The sequence below is a fragment of the Pseudoduganella sp. R-32 genome (assembly GCF_049913245.1).
Taxonomy (GTDB): Bacteria; Pseudomonadota; Gammaproteobacteria; order Burkholderiales; family Burkholderiaceae_D; genus Rugamonas.
This window is the reverse complement of sequence record NZ_CP183987.1, coordinates 2660862-2684555: the sequence shown is the minus strand read 5'-3', so window position 1 is coordinate 2684555 and position 23694 is coordinate 2660862. Positions and strand designations below refer to the sequence as shown.

General features: G+C 59.6%; 19 protein-coding genes. 3 read left to right on the top strand and 16 right to left on the bottom strand.

Annotated elements, in window-relative coordinates; all coding sequences use genetic code 11:
• Complete coding sequence (locus tag ACN9MU_RS12295; protein ID WP_426170942.1) at positions 1-591, top strand: addiction module antidote protein; 591 nt, start codon at positions 1-3, stop codon at positions 589-591.
• 261 nt (positions 592-852) lie between these two features.
• On the top strand, positions 853-2475 hold the full coding sequence (locus ACN9MU_RS12290) for an alpha/beta hydrolase (protein WP_426344650.1): 1623 nt from the start codon (positions 853-855) through the stop codon (positions 2473-2475).
• A 19-nt stretch (positions 2476-2494) separates the two neighbouring features.
• Here ACN9MU_RS12290 and ACN9MU_RS12285 read toward each other — a convergent pair whose 3' ends face one another.
• The 4 genes from ACN9MU_RS12285 to ACN9MU_RS12270 all read right to left on the bottom strand — a co-directional run bounded on the left by ACN9MU_RS12285 (position 2495) and on the right by ACN9MU_RS12270 (position 10932).
• The gene (locus ACN9MU_RS12285) at positions 2495-5365 is read right to left on the bottom strand and encodes a TIM-barrel domain-containing protein (RefSeq protein ID WP_426344649.1); all 2871 of its coding nucleotides are present in this window, start codon (positions 5363-5365) and stop codon (positions 2495-2497) included.
• A 14-nt stretch (positions 5366-5379) separates the two neighbouring features.
• Entirely contained in the window at positions 5380-8391 is a 3012-nt protein-coding gene (locus ACN9MU_RS12280) for a TonB-dependent receptor (RefSeq protein WP_426344648.1), read from the bottom strand.
• A 167-nt stretch (positions 8392-8558) separates the two neighbouring features.
• Positions 8559-10700, bottom strand: a complete 2142-nt coding sequence (locus ACN9MU_RS12275; RefSeq protein ID WP_426344647.1) for an exo-alpha-sialidase — start codon at positions 10698-10700, stop codon at positions 8559-8561.
• A 142-nt stretch (positions 10701-10842) separates the two neighbouring features.
• The gene (locus ACN9MU_RS12270; protein WP_426344646.1) at positions 10843-10932 is read right to left on the bottom strand and encodes a hypothetical protein; all 90 of its coding nucleotides are present in this window, start codon (positions 10930-10932) and stop codon (positions 10843-10845) included.
• A 91-nt stretch (positions 10933-11023) separates the two neighbouring features.
• Here ACN9MU_RS12270 and ACN9MU_RS12265 point away from each other — a divergent pair, with 91 nt between their 5' ends.
• The gene (locus ACN9MU_RS12265) at positions 11024-12268 is read left to right on the top strand and encodes an IS256 family transposase (RefSeq protein ID WP_426344881.1); all 1245 of its coding nucleotides are present in this window, start codon (positions 11024-11026) and stop codon (positions 12266-12268) included.
• Here the strand turns inward: ACN9MU_RS12265 and ACN9MU_RS12260 are convergent, their stop codons facing one another.
• The 12 genes from ACN9MU_RS12260 to ACN9MU_RS12205 form a co-directional block, all read right to left on the bottom strand.
• Positions 12269-12823: a GAD-like domain-containing protein gene (locus ACN9MU_RS12260; protein WP_426344645.1), complete on the bottom strand. Its 555-nt coding sequence runs from the start codon at positions 12821-12823 to the stop codon at positions 12269-12271.
• Entirely contained in the window at positions 12820-13428 is a 609-nt protein-coding gene (locus tag ACN9MU_RS12255) for a GAD-like domain-containing protein (RefSeq protein ID WP_426170932.1), read from the bottom strand. Before ACN9MU_RS12255 ends, ACN9MU_RS12260 begins: the two co-directional genes overlap by 4 nt.
• A gap of 1 nt (position 13429) precedes the next feature.
• A complete protein-coding gene (locus ACN9MU_RS12250) occupies positions 13430-14056 on the bottom strand; it encodes a GAD-like domain-containing protein (protein ID WP_426170931.1) in 627 nt (208 codons plus the stop codon).
• Positions 14057-14071: 15 nt separating this feature from the next.
• A complete protein-coding gene (locus ACN9MU_RS12245; protein WP_426344644.1) occupies positions 14072-14683 on the bottom strand; it encodes a GAD-like domain-containing protein in 612 nt (203 codons plus the stop codon).
• Positions 14684-14717: 34 nt separating this feature from the next.
• Positions 14718-15329, bottom strand: a complete 612-nt coding sequence (locus ACN9MU_RS12240) for a GAD-like domain-containing protein (RefSeq protein WP_426344643.1) — start codon at positions 15327-15329, stop codon at positions 14718-14720.
• A 4-nt stretch (positions 15330-15333) separates the two neighbouring features.
• Entirely contained in the window at positions 15334-15960 is a 627-nt protein-coding gene (locus ACN9MU_RS12235) for a GAD-like domain-containing protein (RefSeq protein WP_426170928.1), read from the bottom strand.
• A gap of 11 nt (positions 15961-15971) precedes the next feature.
• On the bottom strand, positions 15972-17366 hold the full coding sequence (locus tag ACN9MU_RS12230) for a DUF6861 domain-containing protein (protein WP_426344642.1): 1395 nt from the start codon (positions 17364-17366) through the stop codon (positions 15972-15974).
• A 122-nt stretch (positions 17367-17488) separates the two neighbouring features.
• Entirely contained in the window at positions 17489-18286 is a 798-nt protein-coding gene (locus tag ACN9MU_RS12225) for a substrate-binding periplasmic protein (protein ID WP_426170926.1), read from the bottom strand.
• A gap of 2 nt (positions 18287-18288) precedes the next feature.
• The gene (locus tag ACN9MU_RS12220) at positions 18289-20346 is read right to left on the bottom strand and encodes a putative bifunctional diguanylate cyclase/phosphodiesterase (RefSeq protein WP_426170924.1); all 2058 of its coding nucleotides are present in this window, start codon (positions 20344-20346) and stop codon (positions 18289-18291) included.
• Positions 20347-20348: 2 nt separating this feature from the next.
• A complete protein-coding gene (locus tag ACN9MU_RS12215) occupies positions 20349-21287 on the bottom strand; it encodes an HDOD domain-containing protein (RefSeq protein WP_426344641.1) in 939 nt (312 codons plus the stop codon).
• Between the two features lie 293 nt (positions 21288-21580).
• On the bottom strand, positions 21581-22210 hold the full coding sequence (locus ACN9MU_RS12210) for a response regulator (protein WP_426170921.1): 630 nt from the start codon (positions 22208-22210) through the stop codon (positions 21581-21583).
• The gene (locus ACN9MU_RS12205; RefSeq protein WP_426170919.1) at positions 22207-23568 is read right to left on the bottom strand and encodes a cache domain-containing protein; all 1362 of its coding nucleotides are present in this window, start codon (positions 23566-23568) and stop codon (positions 22207-22209) included. The genes ACN9MU_RS12210 and ACN9MU_RS12205 overlap by 4 nt, the downstream gene beginning before the upstream one ends.
• Between the last annotated feature and the right edge of the window lie 126 nt (positions 23569-23694).

Below are 23694 nucleotides of genomic sequence, written 5' to 3'. Positions count from 1 at the left end.
ATGTCCGATCAAAATATTACTGTGTCCGACCTTGACGGTCTGGGCCTGGAGGACTTCGACCCTGCGGAATACCTCACCAGCGAGGAGGCCGCCGCTGTTTATATTAACGAAGCCCTGGCAACAGGCGATGCAGCGTTTCTCGCGTCCGCAATCGGTGACATTGCCCGCGCTCGCGGCATGACTGAAATTGCCAAAAGCGCTGGTATTACCCGGGAGGCGCTGTACAAGGCGTTGCGCCAGAACAGCCAGCCACGCATGGAAACTATCGCCCGAGTTCTTGGCGCAATGCAGTTACGCTTGGTGGTCGAGCCAATTCCTGCTGAATTAACAAAGGCAGAAGCGACTCAACAGATAGATTCACGAAAAGTGGAAGTGCGTCACCTGTCACCAACAGCTCGAAAGGCACCACCTAAGCGAGCGCCGGTGCATTCAATGCCGGCTGCAAAAGCCATGACGGTCGAAGCGACTCCGGCCAACGCACCAGCCAAGTCAGCGGCAAAGAAGACTCCCCATGCACCTGCAAAGAAAGGTGGGGCAAAGAAAGCTCCCACACCCGCACAGCACCCGCATAAAGCCTACGGCAAGGCTTAAGAACACCATCGCACCCTGCTTCAAGAAAGGCTTGCGAAACAGAGCAAGCCCGATTTGCCACCAACGGGGTGGCTTCAGTCTGCCGCCATGCAGCGGGGAGCGCGTCTGGCGCGCATCACAAAATGTCGGCGGAATCACATTGTTTGTTGATGCGGAAGATGGAGCGGCATCGTTCTACGAAATTATGGCTTCGTTGCGTTTCCCGCTGATCCTGATACTCTCGTGTTTCCATTTCTTTGAAAGGCCGCCATGCATAGCTGCTTGAAGATTTCGACACTCTCCCTCCTTCTGATGCTGGCCAGCGCAGCAAACGTGCAGGCCGCCGCCACGCCAGACCGGCAGTTCATCAAGGTCCAACTGGATGCCGCCGCCAGCCCTGCCACCCAAGGTCGGCTGCTGGTGTTTGCGAGAGAGGCCAAATCCGCCGAAGCGAACGCGCTGGAGAAGTCCAAGCAAAAGTCCAATGCAGTGACGGTAGTAGATGCCGATCCCTTTGCTGCAACTGAAACTGCTGTCACGGCGCGGGAAGTTGGCCGCCTCCACCCAGGAGAAAACGTAGGCATTGACGGAGACGACATCGCTTTCCCGCATCCATACTCGCAATTGCCTCCCGGCGACTATTACGTTCAGGCGGTGCTTGACGTGGATCACAGCTACAACTACACAGGGCGTGGCGCGGGCGATCTGGTCAGCGACGTCGTCAAGGTGCACCTGCCAACCAAGGAAGCACCCACGATCCACTTGGCCCGAGCCCTGCCCGCAACCGATCCGTGGACGCGGGAGTCCGCTTCCGCCGAGGAGCGCGCGGCGCTGGATGCAGCCCGTCCGCACGCCCAGCCTATCGCGTTCACCAGCCCTGCCCTGAGCGCTTTCTGGGGCCGCCCTGTCAAAATGGATGGCTGGGTCCTGACCCCGCCTGGCTATGACATGAAAGCGAAGGAGACCTATCCTACGGTTTATTTCACCCACGGCTTTGGCGGCAATGCCGCCTACCTGGTGCCGATCATGGCGGACATCTTTAAAGGCATGGCAAGCGGGAAAACGCCGCCCATGATCTGGGTGCTGCTGGATGAATCGAGCCCCACCGGCACGCACGAATTTGCAGACTCTGTGAATAATGGCCCTTGGGGCCAGGCGCTGACGTCCGAGCTGATTCCTCAGCTGGAGTCAAACTACCGCATGGATGCCAACGCCAATGGACGCCTTCTGAACGGCCACTCGTCGGGTGGCTGGGCAACCCTCTGGCTGCAGACGCGCTATCCAAAACTGTTCGGCGGAACCTGGTCCACGTCGCCGGACCCGTCGGACTTCCACGATTTCACCGGTGTAGACTTGTACGCACCGCAGGCCAATGTCTTCCGCAAGACCGATGGCAGCGCCTATCCGCTGGTGCGTGACCACGACAAGGTCCTTGGCACGTTTGAGCAGTTCGCCAAGCTGGAACGCGTGCTGGGCAGCTATGGCGGCCAACTCGCCTCAATGGAATGGGTGTTCTCGCCGCGCGGCCATGCCGGAGCGCCGCAGCCCATGTTCGACCGCGACACGGGCAACGTCGATCCCGCCGTAGTCGCTTATTGGCGGGAGAATTTCGACATTGCCCACCGCATGAAGCGCGATTGGCCTGCACTGAAGGCCGACCTCGATGGAAAGATTCACCTGATCGTGGGTACCGCCGACACTTTCTACCTGGATGGTTCGGCCCGTCGCCTGCAAGCGGTGATGGAAGGCCTGAACGCAAAATCGGACTTCCGCTTCGTCTCCGGCAAAACGCATTTTGACCTCTACAAAGAGGGCGAGAACAAACTCGCCCTGCTGGAGAAGATCACTTGGGAGATGTATTCGGTAGCGCGGCCCAAATCCCAATTAAAGCCGGGGAATCCCTAAAAGCAGGGCCGCGCGCTCATCATGGCTTGATTGCGACTTCCTTTCCGTCGTAAGTGACCTCTTTGTCGGCAACATCGAGGCTACCGGAGGTCGAGGTGCCCGGCTTGATGAAGTGAACCTTGAACTTGCGCGCCGCCACCATGCCTGGATACTGCCCTTCCCGCTTACCGATCGTTACGACACCGGTCTTCGCGTCGTAACGTAGCGGAATGCGGCTGTATTCGCCGCGCGTATAGCCGTTGCTGACGCCATCGTCTTCGTACAGCGAAAAGTCCCCGTCGGCCCCCGTGTAGACCTTCAAGGTAACCGGCGCATCCGGTTGCTGGTCCACATACTGCTGCACCGGCACCGTAGGAACGATCGCGCCAGCTTTCACGAACAGCGGGATGCGCGAGGCCGGCGCGGCCGCTGTGATGGTCGAGCCGCCTTGATGCACTGCCCCGGTGTCGAAGTCATACCACGACGCCCCCTTGGGTAGATAGACACTGCGTTCACGGGCGCCGTAGCTGGTCACCGGGGCGACCAGGAAGTCGTGGCCAAACAGGTATTGGTCCTTGATGTCCTTCACACGCTCGTCATGCGGAAAATCCATGACCATGCCGCGCATGATGGTGCCGGACTTGTGATAGGTGTCCGACGCGGTCGCGTAGATATAGGGCATCAGGCGGTAGCGCAGTTTCAGGTACGACACCATCGAGTCGCGCATCTCCGAGCCTTCCGGCGCGATATTGTAGATCTCGCGCTTGACCACTTCGCCGTGCGAACGGAATAGCGGCGAGAAGGCTCCGAACTGGAACCAGCGCAGGTTCAGCTCTTGCCATTCCTTCAGGTCGGCGGGATCGATCTTGCCGCCGCCGGTCCCGCGATTCTCCTGCGCCGAACCCACGTCGCCGTACTGGTATCGGTTCTCCTGGGCGTAGCCGCCGATGTCGTGCGTCCAGTTCGGGATGCCTGACATCGACATGTTCACGCCCGAGGCAATCTGGTCGTACAGGTTATTCCAGCGGCTGGCCACGTCCCCGCTCCACACGGCCGTGGCATTGCGCTGGATGCCGGCAAAACCGGAACGCGACAAGATGAACTGGCGCTTGTCGGGCTGGTCGCGCTTCAGGCCTTCATACATGCCTTGGGTATGCACCAGGCTATACGGATTGAAGGTGACCTCGCCCGGGCCGTAAATGGTCGGGCCGATCAGCTTCTTGAAATCATCGGGGCGCGTGTTGGACAGCACGTCCGGCTCGGTATTATCCATCCACCACGCGTCAAAGCCCAGGTCCACCAGCTTGTGCTTCATTTGGCGGTAGTAGATGTCGCGCGCCTCTTGCGCATAGGGGCTGTAGTGACTGTTCTTATAGCCAGGACCAACCCAGTCCAGCGCTCCGTCCTCAACGTTCTTCGTCCACATATGGCCTTTGGACGCGAACTCCTTGTAGTTGTCGGTCGTGTCGTAGTACTTGCCCCAGATGGAGATCATGATGCGCGCATGCTGGCGGTGCACTTCGTCCACCATGCCTTTCGGGTCCGGGAAGCGGGTCTTATCGAAGTCGTGCGAGCCCCAGGCGTTTTCCGGCCAGTAGAACCAGTCCTGCACGATATTATCCAGCGGCCATTGGCGCCTGCGGTATTCGTGCAGGGTGTCGAGCAGCTGCTGTTGGGTTTCGTAGCGCTGGCGCGATTGCCAGAAGCCATAAGCCCATTTCGGCATCATGGGCGCCTGGCCGGTCAACTGGCGATAGCCGCCGATCACGGAATCCATATTCGTGCCGCGGATCACGTAGTAGTCGATGCCTTGTGCGATTTCCGAGGACAGCGTCAGCGAATGGCGCTCGCGATCCGGCATGGGGTCGCTGTGCGTCATGGCCACCATGCCGCCGGATGGCTTCCATTCCAGCTTCAGCTTGACCGGCTTGTCTTTGGCGAACTTGAGTTCGAAGTTGTGGTACCACGGATTCCAGCCCTGACGCCACACATCCATCACCTGCTTGCCATCGATGGTCAGCGTGGCGTAATCGGACGCGTACAGCTGCATCTTGTGCACGCCCGGCTTGTCGCTGGACAGCGTGCCCTCCCATACCACCTTGACATCTTTCAGGTTTTTCACTGGGCCGAGTTCTTTCGGCCAGTTTTCCGCAACGTCCTTCAGGTACTGATAAGCGATATCTGATTCCTGGCGAGTCAGCGCCAGCTTGCCGTCGACGTAGTAGCGCGCGGTCAGTCCGCCCGCCTGGCCTTCGGCATCGACCAGTTTAAGGTCGCGCTTCAGCGGGCCGTACGGACGCGGGTCGCCGAAGCGCGAGATGGCGTTGTTATCCCACAGGACGCCGTAGTTCTTGTCCGAGACCACGAAGGGCACGGAGGCGATCATATTGTGCTGGGCCAGCAGTACGTCTTCGCCGTTCAGGTTCATCTGGGCATTCTGGTGCTGGCCCAGGCCGTAGAAAGCGTCTTTCGTCCCGTAGTTGAAGCCCTGCTTGATCGCCACGAAAGGCTTGCCGCCGACTTCAATCGGTTCAATGGATTCCGATGCCTGGCTCAGGAACGGCTTGCCTCCCGCGTCCGAAAATTGCACGCTGCCGGTCGCCAGTGACACGGCAGCAGCAATCTTGTTAGCCTGGAGGGTTACCGTGTCGCCCTTGCGCTGGACAGTGAAACTGCAGCTGCATGGCTTGGCGACCGTCATCAGCGATGGCGTCAGCGCCTTGCCGCCCTGGTCCAGTTTCAGCACATGGATGATGTTGTCGTCCATGAGCTCCAGGCGGACTTCCTTCGCAGCGCCGCGGTCCGGTTTGACCACCAGGCCATGGGCTGTTTGTTCGAAGGTGCCGGCGCCTGCACTGCCGGCCGCCGCCAGGGCACACAACAGCGCGGCTCGCATCGGTTTAAAACGCATTCTCTCTCCTGTGATTAGAACGAATAACGCAGCTTGACGGCGTAGCGCGGGCCCGAAACGAACCATGCGCGCCCCATCATGCCGGTGTGCTGCTGCATCAACTGGCGGTACTTGGCATCGGTCAGGTTGGTGCCTTCAATGCCAATGGTTGCCTTGTCGTTGATCTGGTAGAACACCGAGGCATCCAGCTGGCCGAAGGAATCGGCCCAGGTCGGAAGCGCCCAGTGCAGCACGTGCTGGCCGAAAGTCGGGCTGGCCGGATTGGTGTCGGTGGCGTCGCCGCCGTTGGTGCCGTTCACGTCGATCGCCTGCAGGTTCTTGGAACGCCAGCTGTAGGCCACGCGGGCCGACCATGGGCCTTTGTCGTACAGCAGTGCGATGTTGTAGGCATTCTTCGACAGCAGTGGCAGCGGCAAATCGTTGAAGGTCTGGCCGTTGGTGTCGCAACCATTCATGCTGGTGTTCAGGCCAGCGGCCTGGCTGCTGCCGCTGCAGTACGGCGAGAACACCGGGGTGTACAGCTTCTGCTTGCTGTCCACGTAGGTGTAGTTGGCCTGCATGCCGATGCCGGACATCCAGCCCGGCAGCTTGTCGAAGTACTGCTGGTAAGCCAGTTCGATGCCGCGCGCGTGGCCCTTGGCGCCGTTCACCGGACCGGTCACGACAAAGTTCTGCAGGTTGCCCGATACGTCAGGGATCTGGTAGACCAGGGACTGCTTGAGGATCACGTCCTTGAGCTGCTTGTTGAACACGGCCACCGTGAACGAACCCACGGGCGAGAAGTACCATTCGGCTGTCAGGTCGGTCTGCCTGGAGGTGATCGGCTTCAGTTGCGGGTTGCCTTTGGCCTCGCCCGACTGGTTGACGCTGTTGATGGTGGTGACGCCGTCGTTGTTGGTGATGTCGAGCTTCTGCGACAGCGAAGTGTAGGCCTGCAACTGGTCAAAGTCCGGCCGCGACATCGCACCTGCAAAGCCGAAGCGGAATTGCAGCTTGTCGCTGGCCTTCATGCGCAGGTTCAGGCTAGGTAGCACGTTGTGGTAGCTGTTGTCGAAGTCCTGGGCTGCCTGGTAGGCCGGGATCAGGGCAAACGGCAGGCCAGTCACAACGTTACCGGCTGGGATGGTGTAGTCAGGCTTGAAGGTGACGTAGCCCTGGGCGGTCATGTCGGTCTTCACATAGCGCACGCCAAGGTTGCCGTCGATCGGGTACTTCAGTTCATCGAAGCCGAAGCGCACCTGGGTATAGAAGGCCTTGGTCTTTTCCGACTGCACGTTGGTGCCGGCCGGATCGGTGCCGAACGTGGCGGCCTTCCACGGGGTGCAGCTGGAAGAGTCGCCGTTATGCGCTTCGGTACACAGGATGTCGTGGTATTTGTGCAGCGCTGCATAGCTGTCCGGATAACCATTCGCCAGCGAGACCGCCGGGAACACCAGCGATGGCACCTGCATGTTCTCGTTGAAGAAGTTATTGAAGGCATGCACCTCGGTATTGCCGCTGAACCGTGGGTCGCCCAAGTAAGCAAGCTGCTTGATGTCTCCACCAAGTTGCCAAGTCTGGGTGATCGGCGACCAGTTGTAGCTCGGGTTGGAGTTCATCGTCACCGAGTCCTTGTTGGACAGGCGGACGCCGAAGCGGATGTCCTTCAGGAAGGGATGGTCTTCGAAGTCGTAAATGGCATCGCCCTTCCACGACTTGCCGGTGGCTTTGGAGCGATCCATGTGCTCCATGGTGAAGGCCCAGTAGTAATTCCTGGGGTCGGCCAGGTGAGCCAGGTCGGACTGGTCGAAGATCAGGCGCGGGACGTCGCCGCTCAGGTCGACCTGTTCCTTGGCCATCTGGATCCCGGTCGCCACGGTGGAGTCGAGGCTGCGGGTCTTGGCCTTGATGTACTGCAGGTCGGACTTCACGGTCCAGCGGCTGGCCGGGCGCCATGTGACGTTCCAGCCAATATCGGTGGTGTCGGACTTGCGGTTGGCGGTACGGGTGTCGCCGCCAAAATTGATGCCGCCATCGGCCGGATCGGTCAAGGTACCCGTCAGCAGGTTGCCGTTAGGGCCGTAGGTGGCATCCGGGCTGACGCGGATGTTGTACGGGCTGGCCTGTGAGAAGATCGCGCGCTCATCCCATTGCATCTGGTACTTGGACTTGAAATAGGTCAGGTGCGACTTCAGCGTGGAATCCTTCTGCCATTGCAGTGCGCCGTAATAGCCCTCGCGCTTGCGGTCGAATTCCAGGGTGCGCCACTGCGCGCCCTTCGGCACCCACACCGTCTTGCCGTTGACGACGTCGGTGCGCGGATAATAAGGCTCGACCTGGAAGGCGTCGGTGCGGGTGGCGCTTTCCGAGTATGCCAGGTCGACCAGCGCGCCAAACTCTCCTATCGGCGTTTTCCAGCGATCCGATGCCAGGATCGAGCCGCCCGGCTTCTTCTTGCCGCCCAGCTCATTGTACGTGTAGTCGGCGCTCAGGGAGACCTTGGAGCCTTTGTAATCGAAGGGTAGCGCGGTGCGCAGGTTGACCAGGCCGCCGATCGAGCCTTCGATCTGTTCTGCCGACGGGTTCTTGTACACGTCGACACCGGCCATCAGTTCTGGGGGCACGTCTTCGAAATTCAGCGAACGGCCGCCGTTTGCGGAGAAGGAATCGCGCCCATTCAGCTCGGAACGCACATAGGTCAGGCCGCGCACAGTCACGCCGGAGCCTTCCACCGAATAGTGTTCCGGGTCGCCCTTCGCCATGGTGCGGTCGATCGCCACGCCGACTACGCGCTGCAGCACTTCGGTGATGGAACGGTCCGGCAGCTTGCCAATGTCTTCGGCGACGATGGAGTCGACGATTTCGTCTGAATTGCGTTTGATGTTCTGTGCCGATTGCAGTGCCGCCCGCTGGCCGGTCACCACCACGACTGACGAAGGCTGGGCCGCATCGCCCGCCACCTGGGCCATCGCGGTGCTGGCGGTGAGCAGTGCAAACTGGGCCGCGGCGAGGGCAATAGCGGTCTTCCTGAGGTGAGTCTGATTCACGCTGTAGTCTCCTTTTTTAGTTATCTATCTCGTGGTTTTCCACTGAGTGATTGGAGTTTGCTTTGCTATTTTTGCGTTCGCAATTATGAAATTCACCAAAGCTGAAAACGTTTTCAAACAATTGCCCGGATTTCCGAACCATAGACCTACTCGCATGTGTCTACTTGCTACAACACCGGGTCCCCCTTGCCCGCGGCTGGCAGGCCGTAAATGATTCCGCGTCCGGCAGTGCTCATGTAGACCACGCCGAAGCGGTTCATGTCGCCGACGATGAATTGGCCATCGCCAGGTCCGCCGAACTGGTTTGCGTCGTCGTTGATGCGCTGCCAGGTCGTGCCGCCGTCCAGCGAGCGGTGGATGCCCCGCACTCCGCCGACACTGCCCCAGATGTAGACCGCCGGATAATCGGCGCCCGGCGCAGCCTTGCCAAAGCCGACGGCTGCGCAATAGGTAACGCCGGCCAAGGGCGCGAAGCTGGCACCTGCATCCGTGGAGCGCGCCAGTCCGCCACCGTATAGCGGAACCCAGATATCCCCTTCCCTGCCCGGTGCAGCCCTGATCACACGCGAACCGCCTGCAGCCAGCCGCGCACGCGGTGCAAATGAAACGCCGCTGTCGGTACTGACCTGCATCACCCCGTTGTCGTAGGCATAAAACAGTCCCGACGCAACCGAATCGGCAACCGGGCGCAGGTTGGCGCCAGCCAGGCCGCGCACGACGCTCCAGCTAGTCCCTGAATCGCTGCTGCGATAAACCTCCCGGCTGCCGCGCGGAGCGTGCAGCATGACGGCACCATCGGACGACAGGGCGAGTTGGCCCTGCTCGCCCTTCAACGAGCGTGTTTGCGTCCAGTGTGAGCCGCCATCCGTGGTGAGGTACATCGCCTTGCCGACTCGGGCCATCACGCCAGGCCTGGCACTGGCCACGGCGAGGCCAAACGTCGTGCCCATCTGCGGCATATGGATCGGCGAATAGCGGGCGGGATTCGCGTGTAGGAAGCCGTCGATATCGCCCAGTGCCGATACCAGCGGCCCACCCGGAACGCTGATGGCATTCAGGGGAACCGTTTCCTCCAGTCCCCGCACATGGAAGGACCAGCGCGCCGGCCTTGCATCGATATCGGCGGTACGGAAAACGCCATTGCCGGAGGTAACCCAGGCTGCCTTTGAATCGTAAGGATCGAATTCGAACGTGCTGGCCCAATGGATGCCATGCCCGGCCATCCAGGACGCGCCTTGCAGGTCCTTTTCAAAGCCACGAGCAATGAGGTCGGTCCAGCTGTTGCCGGCGTCGTTCGAGACGAACAGGCGGTCCCCTTTGGCGTCGCCCTGCGGCAGGTAAGTACTGATGGTGGATACGGCGAGCCGGCGCGGGTTCTTCGCATCGACGCTGATACCGCTGAAAGGCGCCGTGAAACCGGCTGGCGTCACGTCCTTCCATGCGCCGGTTGCGATGGCGTATTGCCAGACCTGTCCGCGGTCCATGGGCTCGGGTTGCCTGTCGTTCGGATGCGGGCCAGCACCGTTCGCGAACGTGATGTAAAGCTTGCCTGCTGCGCCATCGAGTGCCGCCCGTTGCGGCATCAGCGCGGCGGGAGCGCCCTGCACTGGCGTGAAGGTTGCGCCGCCGTCGTCGCTGCGATAGAAGTTCGGGCCGACGGAGCCGTAGCGCGATACGCCAACATACAGGCGCCGCACCGCGCCGTCCTTCACGCTGGCCGGGTCCGGCAGTACAAAGCTGATGCCCGCACCGTTCGGAGTAGATTTGACATCCAGGCTCGCCATATGGCGCCAGCTAGCGCCGGCATCTGTACTCTTGAACAGGCCATTCCAGCGTGTGCCGACATAGAGCACGTTGCCGTTGCCGGGATCGACAGCCAGCCGCTCCCCGTTATTGCGCCCCATGCCATTGCCATGCGTTTTAAACTGGCCAGTGGTCTCCGTTACGGCCCAGGTCTTGCCGTAATCGCTGGAACGCAGGATCGCCGTGCGGCCATTCTGCAAGTAGCCGATGCCGGCCAGGAGGTAGACTTTGCCGGCATTGTGTGGGTCAACGGCCAGGGAATCGATGCCTAACAGGCCAGTATCTGCATCGCCCAGCCAGTCCAGCAGCGGCATCCAGCGCCCAGCACCCTTGTCCCAGCGGTAGGCGCCGCCGACGTCCGTTCGGGCATACACAACGCCAGCCTCGCTACGGCTCGGAATGACGGCGGACACAAATCCACCGCCGCCAATTGCCACGCTGTCCCACACATAGCCAGGTGCCTGGGGCGCAGCAACCGCGCCCACGCATATGATGATTGCCGCCATCCCTGCACCAATCGGGCCAGCGTTAAGTAAAGACCCCATGCGTCGTCTCCCGGAGAGTATCGGAAGCGCATTCTCCAATGCACAGGATTACCCGGCAATTACGAAAATCACCAAATCGGATTCCGATAATGCGGAAACTGGATCAATTTGCGGGGTTCATGATTTGCAAGGGCGCTAGCTGCGCGAGCAGCACCAAGTGCTCAACAGCCCTGACCTTCTTGAGGTGTGTCAAGGCCGAGGAACCGCCGAGGAGCCTGTCAGAAATTTAGTGTGAGACCGGGGTCATGAAATAATACCGAAAGGGATTGTCCATGACCGACGTAATGACCACGAAGAAGCCAAAAACCAAGAAGCAGTACCCGTTTCCCGTTGAACTGATTGACCAGTTGCTGGCCCAGGTGGAGAACAAGGATGCCGAGTCGATTCTCGGCGAATCGGGCCTTGCCGGCCAGTTGAAGAAGATGCTCGCCGAGCGCATGCTGACGGCCGAACTGACCCACCATCTCGCCACCGAAGGCGACGCCAAAAATCACCGCAATGGTAAGAGCCGCAAGACCGTGCTGGCACCGGGCGGCGAGCTGGAACTGGAGATCCCGCGCGACCGCCTTTCCAGCTTTGAACCCAAGCTGGTAGCCAAGCATCAGCGCCGTATGCCGGGCTTTGATGACCATGTGATCGGCATGTATGCCCGTGGCATGACGGTACGCGAAATCCAGGCCCATTTGCTGGAGTTGTACGGCACCGAGGTGTCGCCAGACCTGATCTCCACGATCACCAGCGAAGTGATGGAGGAAGTGACGCAATGGCAGCAGCGCCCGCTGGAAGCGATGTACCCAATTGTCTATTTCGATGCGCTGCGCCTGAAGATCCGCGACGAGGGTACCGTCAAGAACAAGGCAGTGTACCTGGCGCTGGGCATTCGCGCCGATGGTCGCAAAGAAGTCCTGGGCCTGTGGATTGAGCAAACTGAAGGCGCCAAGTTCTGGCTGAAGGTCTTTAACGAACTGCGCAACCGTGGCCTGGAGGATATCCTGATCGCCGTCGTTGATGGCCTGCGCGGCTTCCCCGAAGCGATTGAAGCGGTGTTCCCGCAAGCACATATCCAGACCTGCATCGTGCACCTGATCCGCAACTCGATGACGCTGGCGTCGTGGAAGGATCGTAAGGAGCTCGCAGCAGCGCTTAAGCCAATCTACCAGGCTGCCAACGCTGATGCAGCCGCAGCGGCGCTAGATGCCTTTGCACAGGGCCCTTGGGGCCAGCGTTTCCCCACCGTGGTCGCCATGTGGCGGCGCCAGTGGGAGCAAGTGATTCCGTTCTTCGCATACCCGCCGGAAGTACGCTCGATCATCTACACAACGAACGCCATTGAGAGCCTACACATGCGTTTGCGGAAGATCGTCAAGAACCGCGGACACTTCCCGAGCGACGAGGCAGCGACGAAATTACTGTACCTGGCCTTGCGCAATATTGAAAAAGATTGGAAGATGCCGCAGCGGACTTGGAAGATGGCCGCCAACCAGTTTGCCATCCTGTTTGGGGAACGTTTTACCAACGCGATCAATTAACTAAACCGCGACCCCGGCACACAAAATTCCTGACAGGTCCCCGCCGAGCGCCAATGCCGGAACAAACCCGTACATCTCATCATGTTTCAGTTGACCGAGCCTACGCAAGGCAGGGGAAAACAGGTCTGCAAAATCGTTCTCTTCGCGGTCTCGATTACTGAAAAACAAACGCAGCGCAAACTCCAACCTATTACCCTGGAAAATCGATTCACGTGAAAAACCATAAGCTCCAGGCGCCATCACTTTTAAGGAGTCTCCGGTTTGCTCCCCCCATAAATACAACTTCCCGAAAGCGCTTCGAGCGATGACGTGATACGCATCCCTTTCCATAAACGGCGTGTCGCCGATCCATGCCTCCAACACCGGCTCGTACTCTTGAGGATCGACGGTCCAGAATAAGCCATCGGCATAACCACACCAGCCATGCTCGTCCCAGAAAGCCAAAAGCTGGTCAGGGAGCTTTCCCTGGAAGCGTGCGAGGCTTGATGGCGGAGCACGGCGTTTGCTTATCGCCGGCCCCATATTTTCAAGGAAGTACTCGAAGTCTTCATTCACGAAATCAGCCTCAAAGGGGCGAGCTGCGCAAGTAATACCAAGTGCTCGACAGCCTTTACCTTCCTTAGATTCTTCAACATCGAAGCCCCTCCCAGCGCCAACGCTGGCGAGAAACCATACATTTCATCGTGGTTCAAATGCCCCAACTTTTCCAATGCGTGGAGAAACATGCCCGCGAAGTCATTCTCCTCGCGATCTCGCACGCTGAAGAACGCACGCACACCGAGCTCCAGCTCATCCTCTTCAAAGACCGGATCAACGGGAAGGCAATAAGAACCGGGCGCAAACAACCGGAGGGACTCGCCAGTACGCTCGCCCCAAAAGTACAGCTCACCAAATGCACTCCGCGCGATGATGTGATACGCATCCTGCGCCATGAAGCCTGTACCGGCGATCCACGCCTCCAGGACCGGTTGATACTCAGACGGATCGACGGTCCAGAACAAGCCGTCAGCATAGCCACACCAGCCATGCTCTTCCCAATACGCCAGCAATTGATCAGGGAGTTTTCCTCGAAAGCGTTCGACACTCTGCGCTGGGACGCAACGCTTGTGCACTGCCGGTCCCATTTTTTCAAGAAAGAACTCGAAATGTTCGTCCGTCATTTTAGAAATCAGCAAGCGAATGCGGCGTCATCACTTCCAATGGGGCGAGCTGTGCGAGGAACACCAAATGCTCAACCGCTTTAACCTTCTTGAGGTGTGACAAGGGTGCAGGACCGCCGAGCGCCAATGCCGGAACGAATCCATACATTTCATCGTGCTTCAATTGACCCAGTTTTTTTCGGGCGCCGGAGAACATGTCATCAAAATCGTTCTCATTGCGATCACGCACGCCGAAGAACGTGCGAAGGCCGAGGTTTATATCCCCGTTCTGGAAAATTGATTCGTGAGGAAAGCAGTAAGTGCCCGGAGCGAACACAGTTAGCGAGTCGCAGGTACGTTCGCCCCAGAAGTACAACCCACCGAAGGCGCTTCGCGCAATGATGTGATAAGCATCCCTCTCGATGAACTCGGTATCGCCAATCCATGCGTCCAGCACAGGCTCATACTCTTGGGGATCGACCGTCCAGAAAAGCCCGTCTGCATAACCGCACCAGCCGTGCTCCTCCCAGTAAGCCAACAACTGGCTGGGGAGCTTACCGCGGAATCGTTCAATGCTCGATGGCGGAACGGGCCGCTTATCAATCGCCGGCCCCATCTCCTCCAGAAATAATTCGAAATGTTCGTCCATTGCATCAACAATCAATTAGGGCGGGGTCATTACTTCTAATGGCGCAAGTTGGGCTAGTAAGACCAAGTGCTCGACGGCTTTCACCTTTTGAAGACGCGACAGTTCCGATGGGCCGCCCAGCGCCAGTGCAGGAACGAAGCCGTACATCTCATCATGCTTCAATTGTCCTAGCTTCTCCCTCGCTGGAGAGAAAAGGCCCTCCATATCATTTTCTTCGCGATCCCGTTTGCTGAAAAACATGCGAAGGCCAAGTTCGAGTCTGCCATTCTGAAAGCGCGATTGACGAGGGAAACAATACGCTCCAGGCGCTATCACTTTCAGAGAGTCTCCGGTACGTTCTCCCCAAAAATACAGCTTCCCAAACGCACTGCGCGCGATGATGTGATACGCGTCCTTCTCCATAAATGGCGTGTCGCCGATCCATGCTTCCAACACCGGCTCATACTCTTGGGGGTCGACGGTCCAGAACAATCCGTCGGCGTATCCACACCAGCCATGCTGTTCCCAATAGGCCAATAGCTGCTCGGGGAGCTTTCCTCGGAAGCGTGCCATGCTCGCTGTTGAGACACGCCGCCGCTCAATCGCCGGTCCCATCTGTGCCAGGAAAAATTCAAAGTCGTCATCCATCACTTTATTGTTCGGTCGCTGTGCCCGCAATCAGCTAAGGTGGGGTCATTACTTCCAATGGCGCGAGTTGGGCCAGCAGCACCAAGTGCTCGACAGCCTTAACCTTTTGGAGATGCGACAATTCCGACGGGCCACCCAGCGCTAATGCGGGGACGAAACCATACATTTCATCGTGTTTTAGCGGCCCGAGTTTTTCTGAGGCCGGCACAAATAAGTCAGCAAAATCATTTTCTTCACGATCTCGCTTGCTGAAGAAGACGCGCATGCCGCGTTCCATATCTCCGTGCTGGAATGCCGATTCACGAGGAAAACAATAGGAGCCCGGCGCAAAGACTTTCAATGAGTCGCAAGTACGTTCGCCCCAAAAATACAGCTCACCAAAAGCGCCACGCGCAATAATGTGATAAGCGTCCTTTTCCATGAATGGGCTGTCACCAATCCAGGCTTCCAGTACGGGCTCGTACTCTTGAGGATCTACGGTCCAGAAGAGACCATCCGCGTAACCACACCATCCATGGTCCTCCCAATATGCCAACAATTGTTCAGGGAGTTTTCCTCGAAAGCGTTCGATGCTCAGCGCTGGGACGCAACGCTTGTGCATGGCAGGCCCCATTTTTTTCAAGAAGAACTCGAAGTATTCGTCCATCACTTTAGAAATCAGTAAGCGTAGGCGATCTCATCACTTCCAATGGGGCGAGTTGAGCAAGAAGAACCAAGTGCTCGACGGCTTTTACTTTTTGAAGATGCGGCAGTTCCGATGGGCCTCCGAGCGCCAGCGCAGGAACGAAACCATACATTTCATCGTGCTTCAACTGGCCTAATTTCTTCAACGCTGGCGAGAACATTTCAGCAAAGTCGTTGTCCTTTCGTTTCCGCATGCCGAAAAAAACTCGCATACCAAACTCTAGCTCATGCTCCTGAAAAGCTGGTTCGGTAGGAAAGCAGTACGACCCTGGCGCAAATAACGTCAGCGTGTTGCCCGTTTGTTCGCCCCAGAAGTAGAGCTCACCGAAGGCGCTCCGCGCAATGACGTGATACGCATCCCTTTCCATGAGGGGCGTTTCACCGATCCATGCCTCGAGAACAGGCTCGTACTCTTGCGGATCGACGGTCCAGAATAAACCCTCTGCATAACCACACCAGCCATGTTCTTCCCAATACGCCAGCAATTGATCAGGGAGTTTTCCTCGAAAGCGAGCAATGCTTGATGGTGGAACATGGCGCTTATTCATCACCGGCCCCATTTTCTCAAGGAAGTACTCAAAGTCTTCATCCATAATTTATTCCCTTATTTGCATCGTTCGAGCTTTACATTCATTTTGGCAACGGTGCGTTGCGAGATTGGCACTTCTTTTGCTGCGTCATCAAGTGTTCCAACTCGGCTTCGCCATTGAGAACCGATGCGCGAGTTAATATTGCGATCACCGAAATCGCTGATAACATCCCGTCCAGCTACGACCATGTCGGGGTTATGTAAGGCTGCCAACGCCTTCATTCTAGTTGCTGCTTCTTGCATGGCCTTAGTTTCAGCATCGCCTACCGACAATCCAATTTTGCGGAATTGGATGGTAAGTGCTTCCACAATTCTCCTTTCGTACCCCTCACGAGCCTGTTTCGCCACTTTGGGATCACGAATTGCATCTTTTGCAGTGAACGCCTTGCGGCCTTCCATGTATTCCTCGACAGTCATTGCGTTCAAACCCGCTTCCTGCCCCGCCAGTTGGCGGTCAAATTCGGGAAGGCTTCCTTGCGGCAGGTCATTCGGCTTGAAACACGGAACCTTCTTTTGAGGCATACCTACCGGGCGCCGTGGTTCTGGCTCCTCAGTTGGACGTTTTCGTTTCGGCGGCGCAGGTGCAGGCTCCTCCAGCGCGCTCGCTGCATTTTTGCGGCGTGATTGTAAGGCCGGATGCCGGCTCAACTTCTCTTCATTTTCCTCGATCCAGCGCGCCACTTTTGGTCCCAGGCGCGGGCTCTCACGGACTTCTTTCAACGCCAGGGCTTTGTTGCCTTTTCCCCGCGAGAAGTAGGCCAGCAGCGCCATCAGGATGGCCATGATCATGATCACGTGGCCGTTGGCGAACTCAAAGGCTGCGTGGCGTACGTTTCCTTGTTCCGTCCCGGCTAGCGCGTAACTGCAGGTTCGCTCATTCCGCGGCGGCGGCCCCCAGGCTTCACGGAAACCACGTTCATAGTGCTCCATGGCTTCGGGAATTGCCGTCACCATGCCTTCAATCAGCGATTTCAGTCCCAAGAGCGCCATCACCCAGGCGCCGACTTGTGAGCCCACCGCCGCGCCGGCTGCAGCACCCGGCAAAGCTCCGACTCCACCAAAGAACGCGCCGCCGACAGCGCCGACCGTGGCGCCGGCGACAACCGAGCCGCCATAGTACAGGGCCATGTCTTTACAGACTTCGATGAGAATGTGCCAGATGGACGAAAGGTCGATGCCCGACAGTTGCTGGACAATGATCCTTCTGGCCATGTCACCCGACTGCTCCAGCGCGCGCTGGACGCGCTCGACGCGTGAGCTCTGGCTTGCGAAATTGCCGATGCCGAATGGGGGCGCGGGGCTGATGGCCCGTCCCATGCTGTCGAAAACCGAACCCGTGCCATGCCCCTTGCTGACCTGGCGCTCCCGTTTTTCAAGTTCAGACCATATGCGCGACGATTGGTTAAGCAAATTGCTACCCTCTGGCGTTGCTCAATTGGAAAACCGGTAGGATAGCAAAATAATTAAATTTTCGATAAGTTCTGCAGTGCGCAGGTTGAACGACACAATGAATAACTTCCTGCCGCGATAAGCTAGCAGTCCTGGGGCTTGATGGCAGCGAAGCGGCAGTCCAATGGGCGGAAGAAATCACGCGAGGTGCCGTAAGCTTTGTTATAGCGATTGAAGATACGGTCGATGTCGCCGGATTTGTACAGGGCCGCGATGCCGCGCTCGAAGCTTTCACGCATTTCGACCGTTCGGAAGGCAAACCAATATTCATTCGGCTTGCCGAGGATGTCGTGATACACCAGGTCGAAATCGCCATCGCGCAGGTAGGACTGCCGGTCCAGGTAGAAGTTGAAAATATCCTTCTGCGAGATCACTACGTCCACCTGCTTCAGCACCAGCAGCGGTGATTGCAGCGTCAAGGGTTCTGAGTAGCGAGCATTGCCCTGCACTGCGTCGCGGTAGGCCTGGCCTAGCATGCGGCTGGCGCCATTGAAGGCGGTCACGCGGTAGTGCGACAGGTCGGCGACCGAATCGAGCCGCGGCAAGTTGGCGCGCCGGGTGATCGCAAGGTTGTGGAAGCTGGTTATCGGCCAGCGGCTCATCACGCCTGGCAGCGTCATCCCTGGCTTGGCACTGGTCGTTACGTCGACTACGCCCTTGCGCAGGGCTTCCTCGGTTCGCTTCTGCGGCAGGTAGAGGAAATCCGCTGCGATGCCTTGCGTTGCCATGGCGTCTCGCAGCACATCGACCATCAGGCCGCTGTGGCGGTCGGGCATGACAAAGGGGGCAATGTCGTCCTGCAGGCCGAACCTGATGCGCGCCGGCTCTGCAGCCTGCGCGGAGCAGGAAACCAGCATGGCCAGGAGGGCGGCGCGCAACATGGTCAGCCTGCCGCGGCGATACGTTCTGGCGGCGCCCAGTTCTGCACCAGGGCCTCTTCGAACTCCTCGGCCGGCAGGGGGCGCGAGAACAGGTAGCCCTGTACTTCGTCGCAGCCGGAATCCTTGAGGAAGGCCAGTTGTTCCGGCGTTTCCACACCCTCGGCAATCACCTTGTGCTTCAGTTGCTGGGCAATGCTGATGATGGTGCTGGCAATGGCGCAGTCGTTGGTGTCGACCGGAATGCCGGTGGTGAAGGAGCGGTCGATCTTCAAGGTATCGATCGGGAATCGCTTCAGGTAGGACAGGCTGGAATAGCCGGTGCCGAAGTCGTCCAGCGACAAGGTGATGCCGGCCGCTGTCAGGCGATCCATGATGCCGATCACGCGCTCGATATTGTGCATCAGGGTGGATTCGGTGATTTCCAGTTCCAGCCAGGATGGTTCGAGGCCGTAGCGCTGCAGCGTTTCCATCACACGGCCTGGCAACGCGGAAGTGAACTCGCGCGCAGAGACATTGACTGCCAGGCGAATCGGCGGCAAGCCTTTCTCCTTCCATGCCTGCGCCTGCGCGCAAGCAGCTTCCAGCACCCATTCGCCGACTTGCACCACCAGGCCGGTCGCTTCCGCCAGCGGGATGAATTCGGCCGGCGGCACCAGGCCGCGCTCGGGGTGCTTCCAGCGCACCAGCGCTTCGGCGCCGATGATCTTGCCGCTGCTGATTTCGAACTTGGGCTGGTAGTGCAGCAGCAGCTGCCCATTGCCCAGCGCCTGGCGCAAGCCGGATTCGATGCGCATGCGCTCTTGCATGCCCTTGTTCATGTCCTGGCTGTAGAAGGCGATATGCTCGCCGTCGGTCGAAGCATTCTGCTTGGCGCGATACATGGCGATATCGGCCAGGCGCAGCAGGGTTTCCGCGTCGTTGCCATCCTGCGGGTAGACGCTGATGCCGATCGAGGCGCTGACGCGCAAGTCATGGCCATCGATCAGGAAAGGCTCGTTCAGCGCCGACAGCAGCTTGTTTGCCACCATGCTTGCTTCGTAATGCTGGTGGATGTCGAACAGGCCAACCGCGAATTCGTCGCCGGACAGCCGCGCCACCACGTCCTGGTCGCGCAGGGCCAGGCGGAAGCGCTGCGAAATTTCGCGCAGCAGCGCGTCGCCCACGGCGCGGCCCAGGGTGTCGTTGATCAGCTTGAAGCGGTTCAGGTCGATGAACATCACGCAGCCGTGCGCCTTGCTGCGCTGGGCCACGATCAAGGCCTGGTCGACCAGCTTGGTCAGCAGCGAACGGTTCGGCAGGTTGGTCAGCGCATCGTAGTATGCGAGGTGGTGGATGCGCTCCTCCGCCCGCTTGCGCTCCGTGATATCGGTCAGGTAGGCGATCAGGCCGATCGAGCGGTCTTCCATATCGCATAGCTGCGACAGCGACAGGCTGGCCCAGAATACTTCGCCGTTCTTTTTCTTGCGGCGTACTTCCATCAGGCGGCCGCCCTGCTCCAGGAATGCATCGCCGAGATCTTCGTCTTCGTCGTCGTAGAGGAAGATGATGTTGCGGCCGACCGCTTCCACCGCCGAATAGCCGAACAGGCGCTCGGCGCCCTTGTTCCAGCTTGTGATGAAGCCGTTCGGGTCCATGGTCAGTACCGACTCGTGGATCTGGTCCAGGATCTGCGTCTGGTGCTGCAGGCGCGCTTCCACCTGCACATAGGCGTGGGTGGTGCGCTGCGCTACCGAATGCACTTGCAGTATGCTGGCGGCCAGGCTGGCGAGGCTGGCGAGATTCTGCCGGTTGGCGTCGGTATAGGATGCGAGACCGGACACTTCAAAGCGGCCGAAGTACTGGCTGTCGAACTGGATCAGCTGCGACAGGCCGCTCTCCCATCCCGGCAGGCCGGTGGCCGGCGTCATGTCGCGCGGCACGTAGCGGCCGTGCGGGCTGCCGGTGACCTCGCGCGCGACGCGGCCAAGCTCCTCCACCAGCGCGTGCCCGCGCAGGCGCAGCACGGCATCGCACACGGCGGCGCTGCTGGCGAGGAAATTGGCAACCGGTTGCGCGGGCATGCTCACACGTTCCTGCTGACCTGGAGCGCCCAATGGTAGGCCTGCAACAGGCTGCGCCAATAGGTCTCATTGTCGATGCCGACGTCGCGCAGCGCGCTCGCCTGCGGTTCGTGCATTTCCACCAGCGCCAGCATCTCACCCAGTTCGCCGGTGCGGTCCAGCAGGGCCGCAACGACGTCCAGGTCGAGGTTCAGTGCCGATACGATGTCGGTCATCGGCATTGCCAGCAACACGTCGAGCAGCGAGAACACGCCGACCAGGAACGCCATGTCCTGCTCATCGCGGTCGCCTTCGCGCAGCTTGCACAGGGCTTCCATTTGCGCGGCGCGCAGGGCGGCCAGCGGCAGCAGCGCATTGGCCGGGCCGTCCGCTTGCTGGCGCGCGTACAGCAGCAGTTGCAGCCAGCGTTGCAGTTGGCGGCGGCCCAGCAGGTTGATGGCCTGCCCGAAATTGTGGATAGGGTTGCTGTTCGGCGCGAAGGCGGCTGAATTGACCAGCTTGAGCAACTGGAAGGACAGCGCCGGGTCCTGTTTCAGCAGGATTTCCAGCTCGCGCGAATCGGCGTCCCGGGCCAGCAGGCCAAGCAGGGCAAGCAAGCGCTTGCGGGTGGTGCCGTCGCCTTGCGCCGCTTCATGTTGCTGCGCGCGCGGCAATTCGCTGCGGAGACAGGCCTGGGCCGGTGCGACGCCAGCTTCACCATCGACCAGCAAGCGCAGTCCGCGCTCGGCCAGTTGCTTGCAGCGCTGCTGCACTGCGCTGTCGGCCAGCTGCGCGGCGGAGACGGTGAAGACGATGCGTGCGAGCGGCAGGCCATCGAGCCGGCTGGCCTCGATGGCAAGCGGATCGGCGAGGGGAATGTAGTAATCGAGCGAACCCAGTGCTTCGGATTCAGGACAGCCAAGGAGCAATTGGAGCGCGGGCAGCGAAGCCGCTGCCGGCATTTGAAACGCCAGTCCTGCCCAGTGGTTTTGGTTATCCAGGACAGGCTTGATTCCCACCAGCGGAAACGAATTCGGATCTGACGCAGACATCGGAATCTCGGTGTGGCAATACGAACAATGGTAAATGGTTTATTGATGTAAAGCAACCATTGAGCGCCCGCTGACACCCTGTGTTACAAGACTCCGGGAATATAACAGAAATTGCTGAAAAGTCAGCTTTTTGGGGATAGAGGGAGCAATCGAATTGCCGGATTGTACCTGCAACGATACATTCCTGAGCTATTTAGCAATTTCTATTTGTCGAATTGTGCGTGTTGTACCGCAAACTTGATCAATTCTGCCTGTCCCTCGATGCCGAGCTTGCGCTTGATATTGAGGCGGTGGGTTTCCACCGTGCGCACGCTGAGGTCCAGCTCGCGCGCGATATGCTTGTTCGATTCTCCATTGGCGAGGTGGCGCAGCACTTCCGCTTCGCGGGTGGTGAGATGGTTGTCCTGCGCCATGGGCTTGGCCAGCTGCTGCGCCAGGTTGGCACTGTAGTAGATGCCGCCGGCCATCACGGTTTCGATGGCGACCACGATATCCTTGCCCGGCGCGTCTTTCAGCACGTAGCCGCGGGCGCCTGCCTGGATGGCCTGGGTCACGTATTCCAGCTTGTCGTGCATCGACAGGATCAGCACTGCAATCGACGGGTACTGGCGCTTGAACAGGGCCGTCGCTTCGATGCCATTGGTGCCGCGCATATTGATGTCCATCAGGACCAGGTCGGGGCTGTGCAGGCCGGCAGCTTCCAGCGCCTCGGCGGCGCTGCCTGCCTCGCCTACTACTTCGAACTGGGCCATCGCTTCCAGCCGCGCGCGCAGGCCGTCGCGTACGAGGGGGTGGTCGTCTACCAGCAGGATCCTTGTCCGCAGCTCACTCATTTTTTGCCCTTGTTGTCTACACGCGCCAGCACCGTGGTGCCGGCTGGCGAGGACTCGATGCGGAACTGGCCGCCGATCGCTTCCATGCGCTCCATCATATTCCGTAATCCGATGCCGCGCTTCGGATGGCCGGCGATGCCCTCGGCATCGAAGCCGCTGCCATTGTCGGCAATGCGCAGCGTGACGCCTTCGGCATCGCCTTCGAGGCCGATATTGATGCTGGTCGCCGCAGCATGGCGCTCGATATTGGTCAGCGCCTCCTGCGCAATGCGGAACAGCACCGTGTTCGCCACGTCCGGCAGGCGGTCGGTGCAGCCGTTGGCGATGAAGGCCACGTCGACGCCGATGTGCTCGCGAAATTCGGCGGCCAGGTGGTCGAGCGCGGCGGCCAGGCCCAGGTCGTCCAGGATGGCGGGACGCAGGTTGTGCGAGATGCGGCGCACCTCTCCCAGCACATTGTTCAACTGCTCCGCCGTGTGTTCGAAAGCCGCCTTGGCCTTGTCCTGTTGCGCGGGGTTGCCGAGGCGGATGATGCCGGCCTCGATCTGCAGCTTGATCGACACCAGCCACTGGCTGATGCCGTCGTGCAGGTCGCGCGACAGGCGCGCCCTCTCCTCTTCCTGCGATTCGACCACGCGCTGCGCCAGCACCTTGAGCTTGGCATCGGCGACGCGGTATTCGCGGATATTCAGCGCCAGGCCCGATACGCCGACCGCCACCAGGGCCAGCGCCGCAATCGCCGCCATCCACAGCAGGGTATTGCGGATGTTGCCGCGCTGCTGGGCGTCAACCTTGGCCAGCGCTGCATCGACGTCGTCGAGATAGATGCCGGTGCCCAGCATCCAGCCCCATTCGGGCAGCGGGATCACGTAACCAAGCTTGGGCGCCGGCTTGTGGGTGGAGGGCTTGACCCAGTTGTAGCGCTCCAGCCCTCCGCCTTCGCGGGCGCGTGCCAGCAGGCGCTGGATGGTGGGATTGCCTTCCTGGTCCTTCAGCATGAACAGGTTCTGGCCCACCAGCTCCGGCTGGCGCGGATGCATCAGCGAATTGCCCTGCATGTCGTAGACGAAGAAATAACCATCGTCACCGAAGCTCAGGGTCGACAGGATGCGTTTCGCTTCGTCCAGCGTGGCCTGGTCCTTGCGCCCGGATTTGACCAGGTGGGCAATCGAGTGATTGGCCAGGGTGACGTAGTGCTTGAGCTCCGCTTCCTTGCTGGCCAGGTAGGCCTGCTGGATGGTGTCGCGCTGCTGGCGGGCGAGCGTCGTCGCCTGGTAGCGCACCGCGACGGCGATCGCGCACAAGGCCAGGATCAGGGGCGCAATGGCCAGGAACAGGAACTTTTGCCGCAGCTTCATGCGGCGATTGTAAGCCCGCTGCCGGGCGCTTGTCCTACGTAGTTATACGGACGGCGTTTGCGTAGTGGTGCGCTTGTGACAGATATTCAATTCCTGAATACTGGCCATTCATCCTTGGAGGAGACC

Excerpts from the sequence above, each read along its gene's own strand:
- ACN9MU_RS12245 (WP_426344644.1), bottom strand. The coding sequence starts at position 14,683 with ATGGATGACGACTTTGAATTTTTCCTGGCACAGATGGGACCGGCGATT.
- ACN9MU_RS12235 (WP_426170928.1), bottom strand. The coding sequence starts at position 15,960 with ATGGATGAAGACTTTGAGTACTTCCTTGAGAAAATGGGGCCGGTGATG.
- ACN9MU_RS12295 (WP_426170942.1), top strand. The coding sequence starts at position 1 with ATGTCCGATCAAAATATTACTGTGTCCGACCTTGACGGTCTGGGCCTG.
- ACN9MU_RS12265 (WP_426344881.1), top strand. The coding sequence starts at position 11,024 with ATGACCACGAAGAAGCCAAAAACCAAGAAGCAGTACCCGTTTCCCGTT.
- ACN9MU_RS12215 (WP_426344641.1), bottom strand. The coding sequence starts at position 21,287 with ATGCCGGCAGCGGCTTCGCTGCCCGCGCTCCAATTGCTCCTTGGCTGT.
- ACN9MU_RS12205 (WP_426170919.1), bottom strand. The coding sequence starts at position 23,568 with ATGAAGCTGCGGCAAAAGTTCCTGTTCCTGGCCATTGCGCCCCTGATC.
- ACN9MU_RS12220 (WP_426170924.1), bottom strand. The coding sequence starts at position 20,346 with ATGCCCGCGCAACCGGTTGCCAATTTCCTCGCCAGCAGCGCCGCCGTG.
- ACN9MU_RS12255 (WP_426170932.1), bottom strand. The coding sequence starts at position 13,428 with ATGACGGACGAACATTTCGAGTTCTTTCTTGAAAAAATGGGACCGGCA.
- ACN9MU_RS12210 (WP_426170921.1), bottom strand. The coding sequence starts at position 22,210 with ATGAGTGAGCTGCGGACAAGGATCCTGCTGGTAGACGACCACCCCCTC.
- ACN9MU_RS12225 (WP_426170926.1), bottom strand. The coding sequence starts at position 18,286 with ATGTTGCGCGCCGCCCTCCTGGCCATGCTGGTTTCCTGCTCCGCGCAG.
- ACN9MU_RS12250 (WP_426170931.1), bottom strand. The coding sequence starts at position 14,056 with ATGGACGAACATTTCGAATTATTTCTGGAGGAGATGGGGCCGGCGATT.
- ACN9MU_RS12275 (WP_426344647.1), bottom strand. The coding sequence starts at position 10,700 with ATGGCGGCAATCATCATATGCGTGGGCGCGGTTGCTGCGCCCCAGGCA.
- ACN9MU_RS12285 (WP_426344649.1), bottom strand. The coding sequence starts at position 5,365 with ATGCGTTTTAAACCGATGCGAGCCGCGCTGTTGTGTGCCCTGGCGGCG.
- ACN9MU_RS12240 (WP_426344643.1), bottom strand. The coding sequence starts at position 15,329 with ATGGACGAATACTTCGAGTTCTTCTTGAAAAAAATGGGGCCTGCCATG.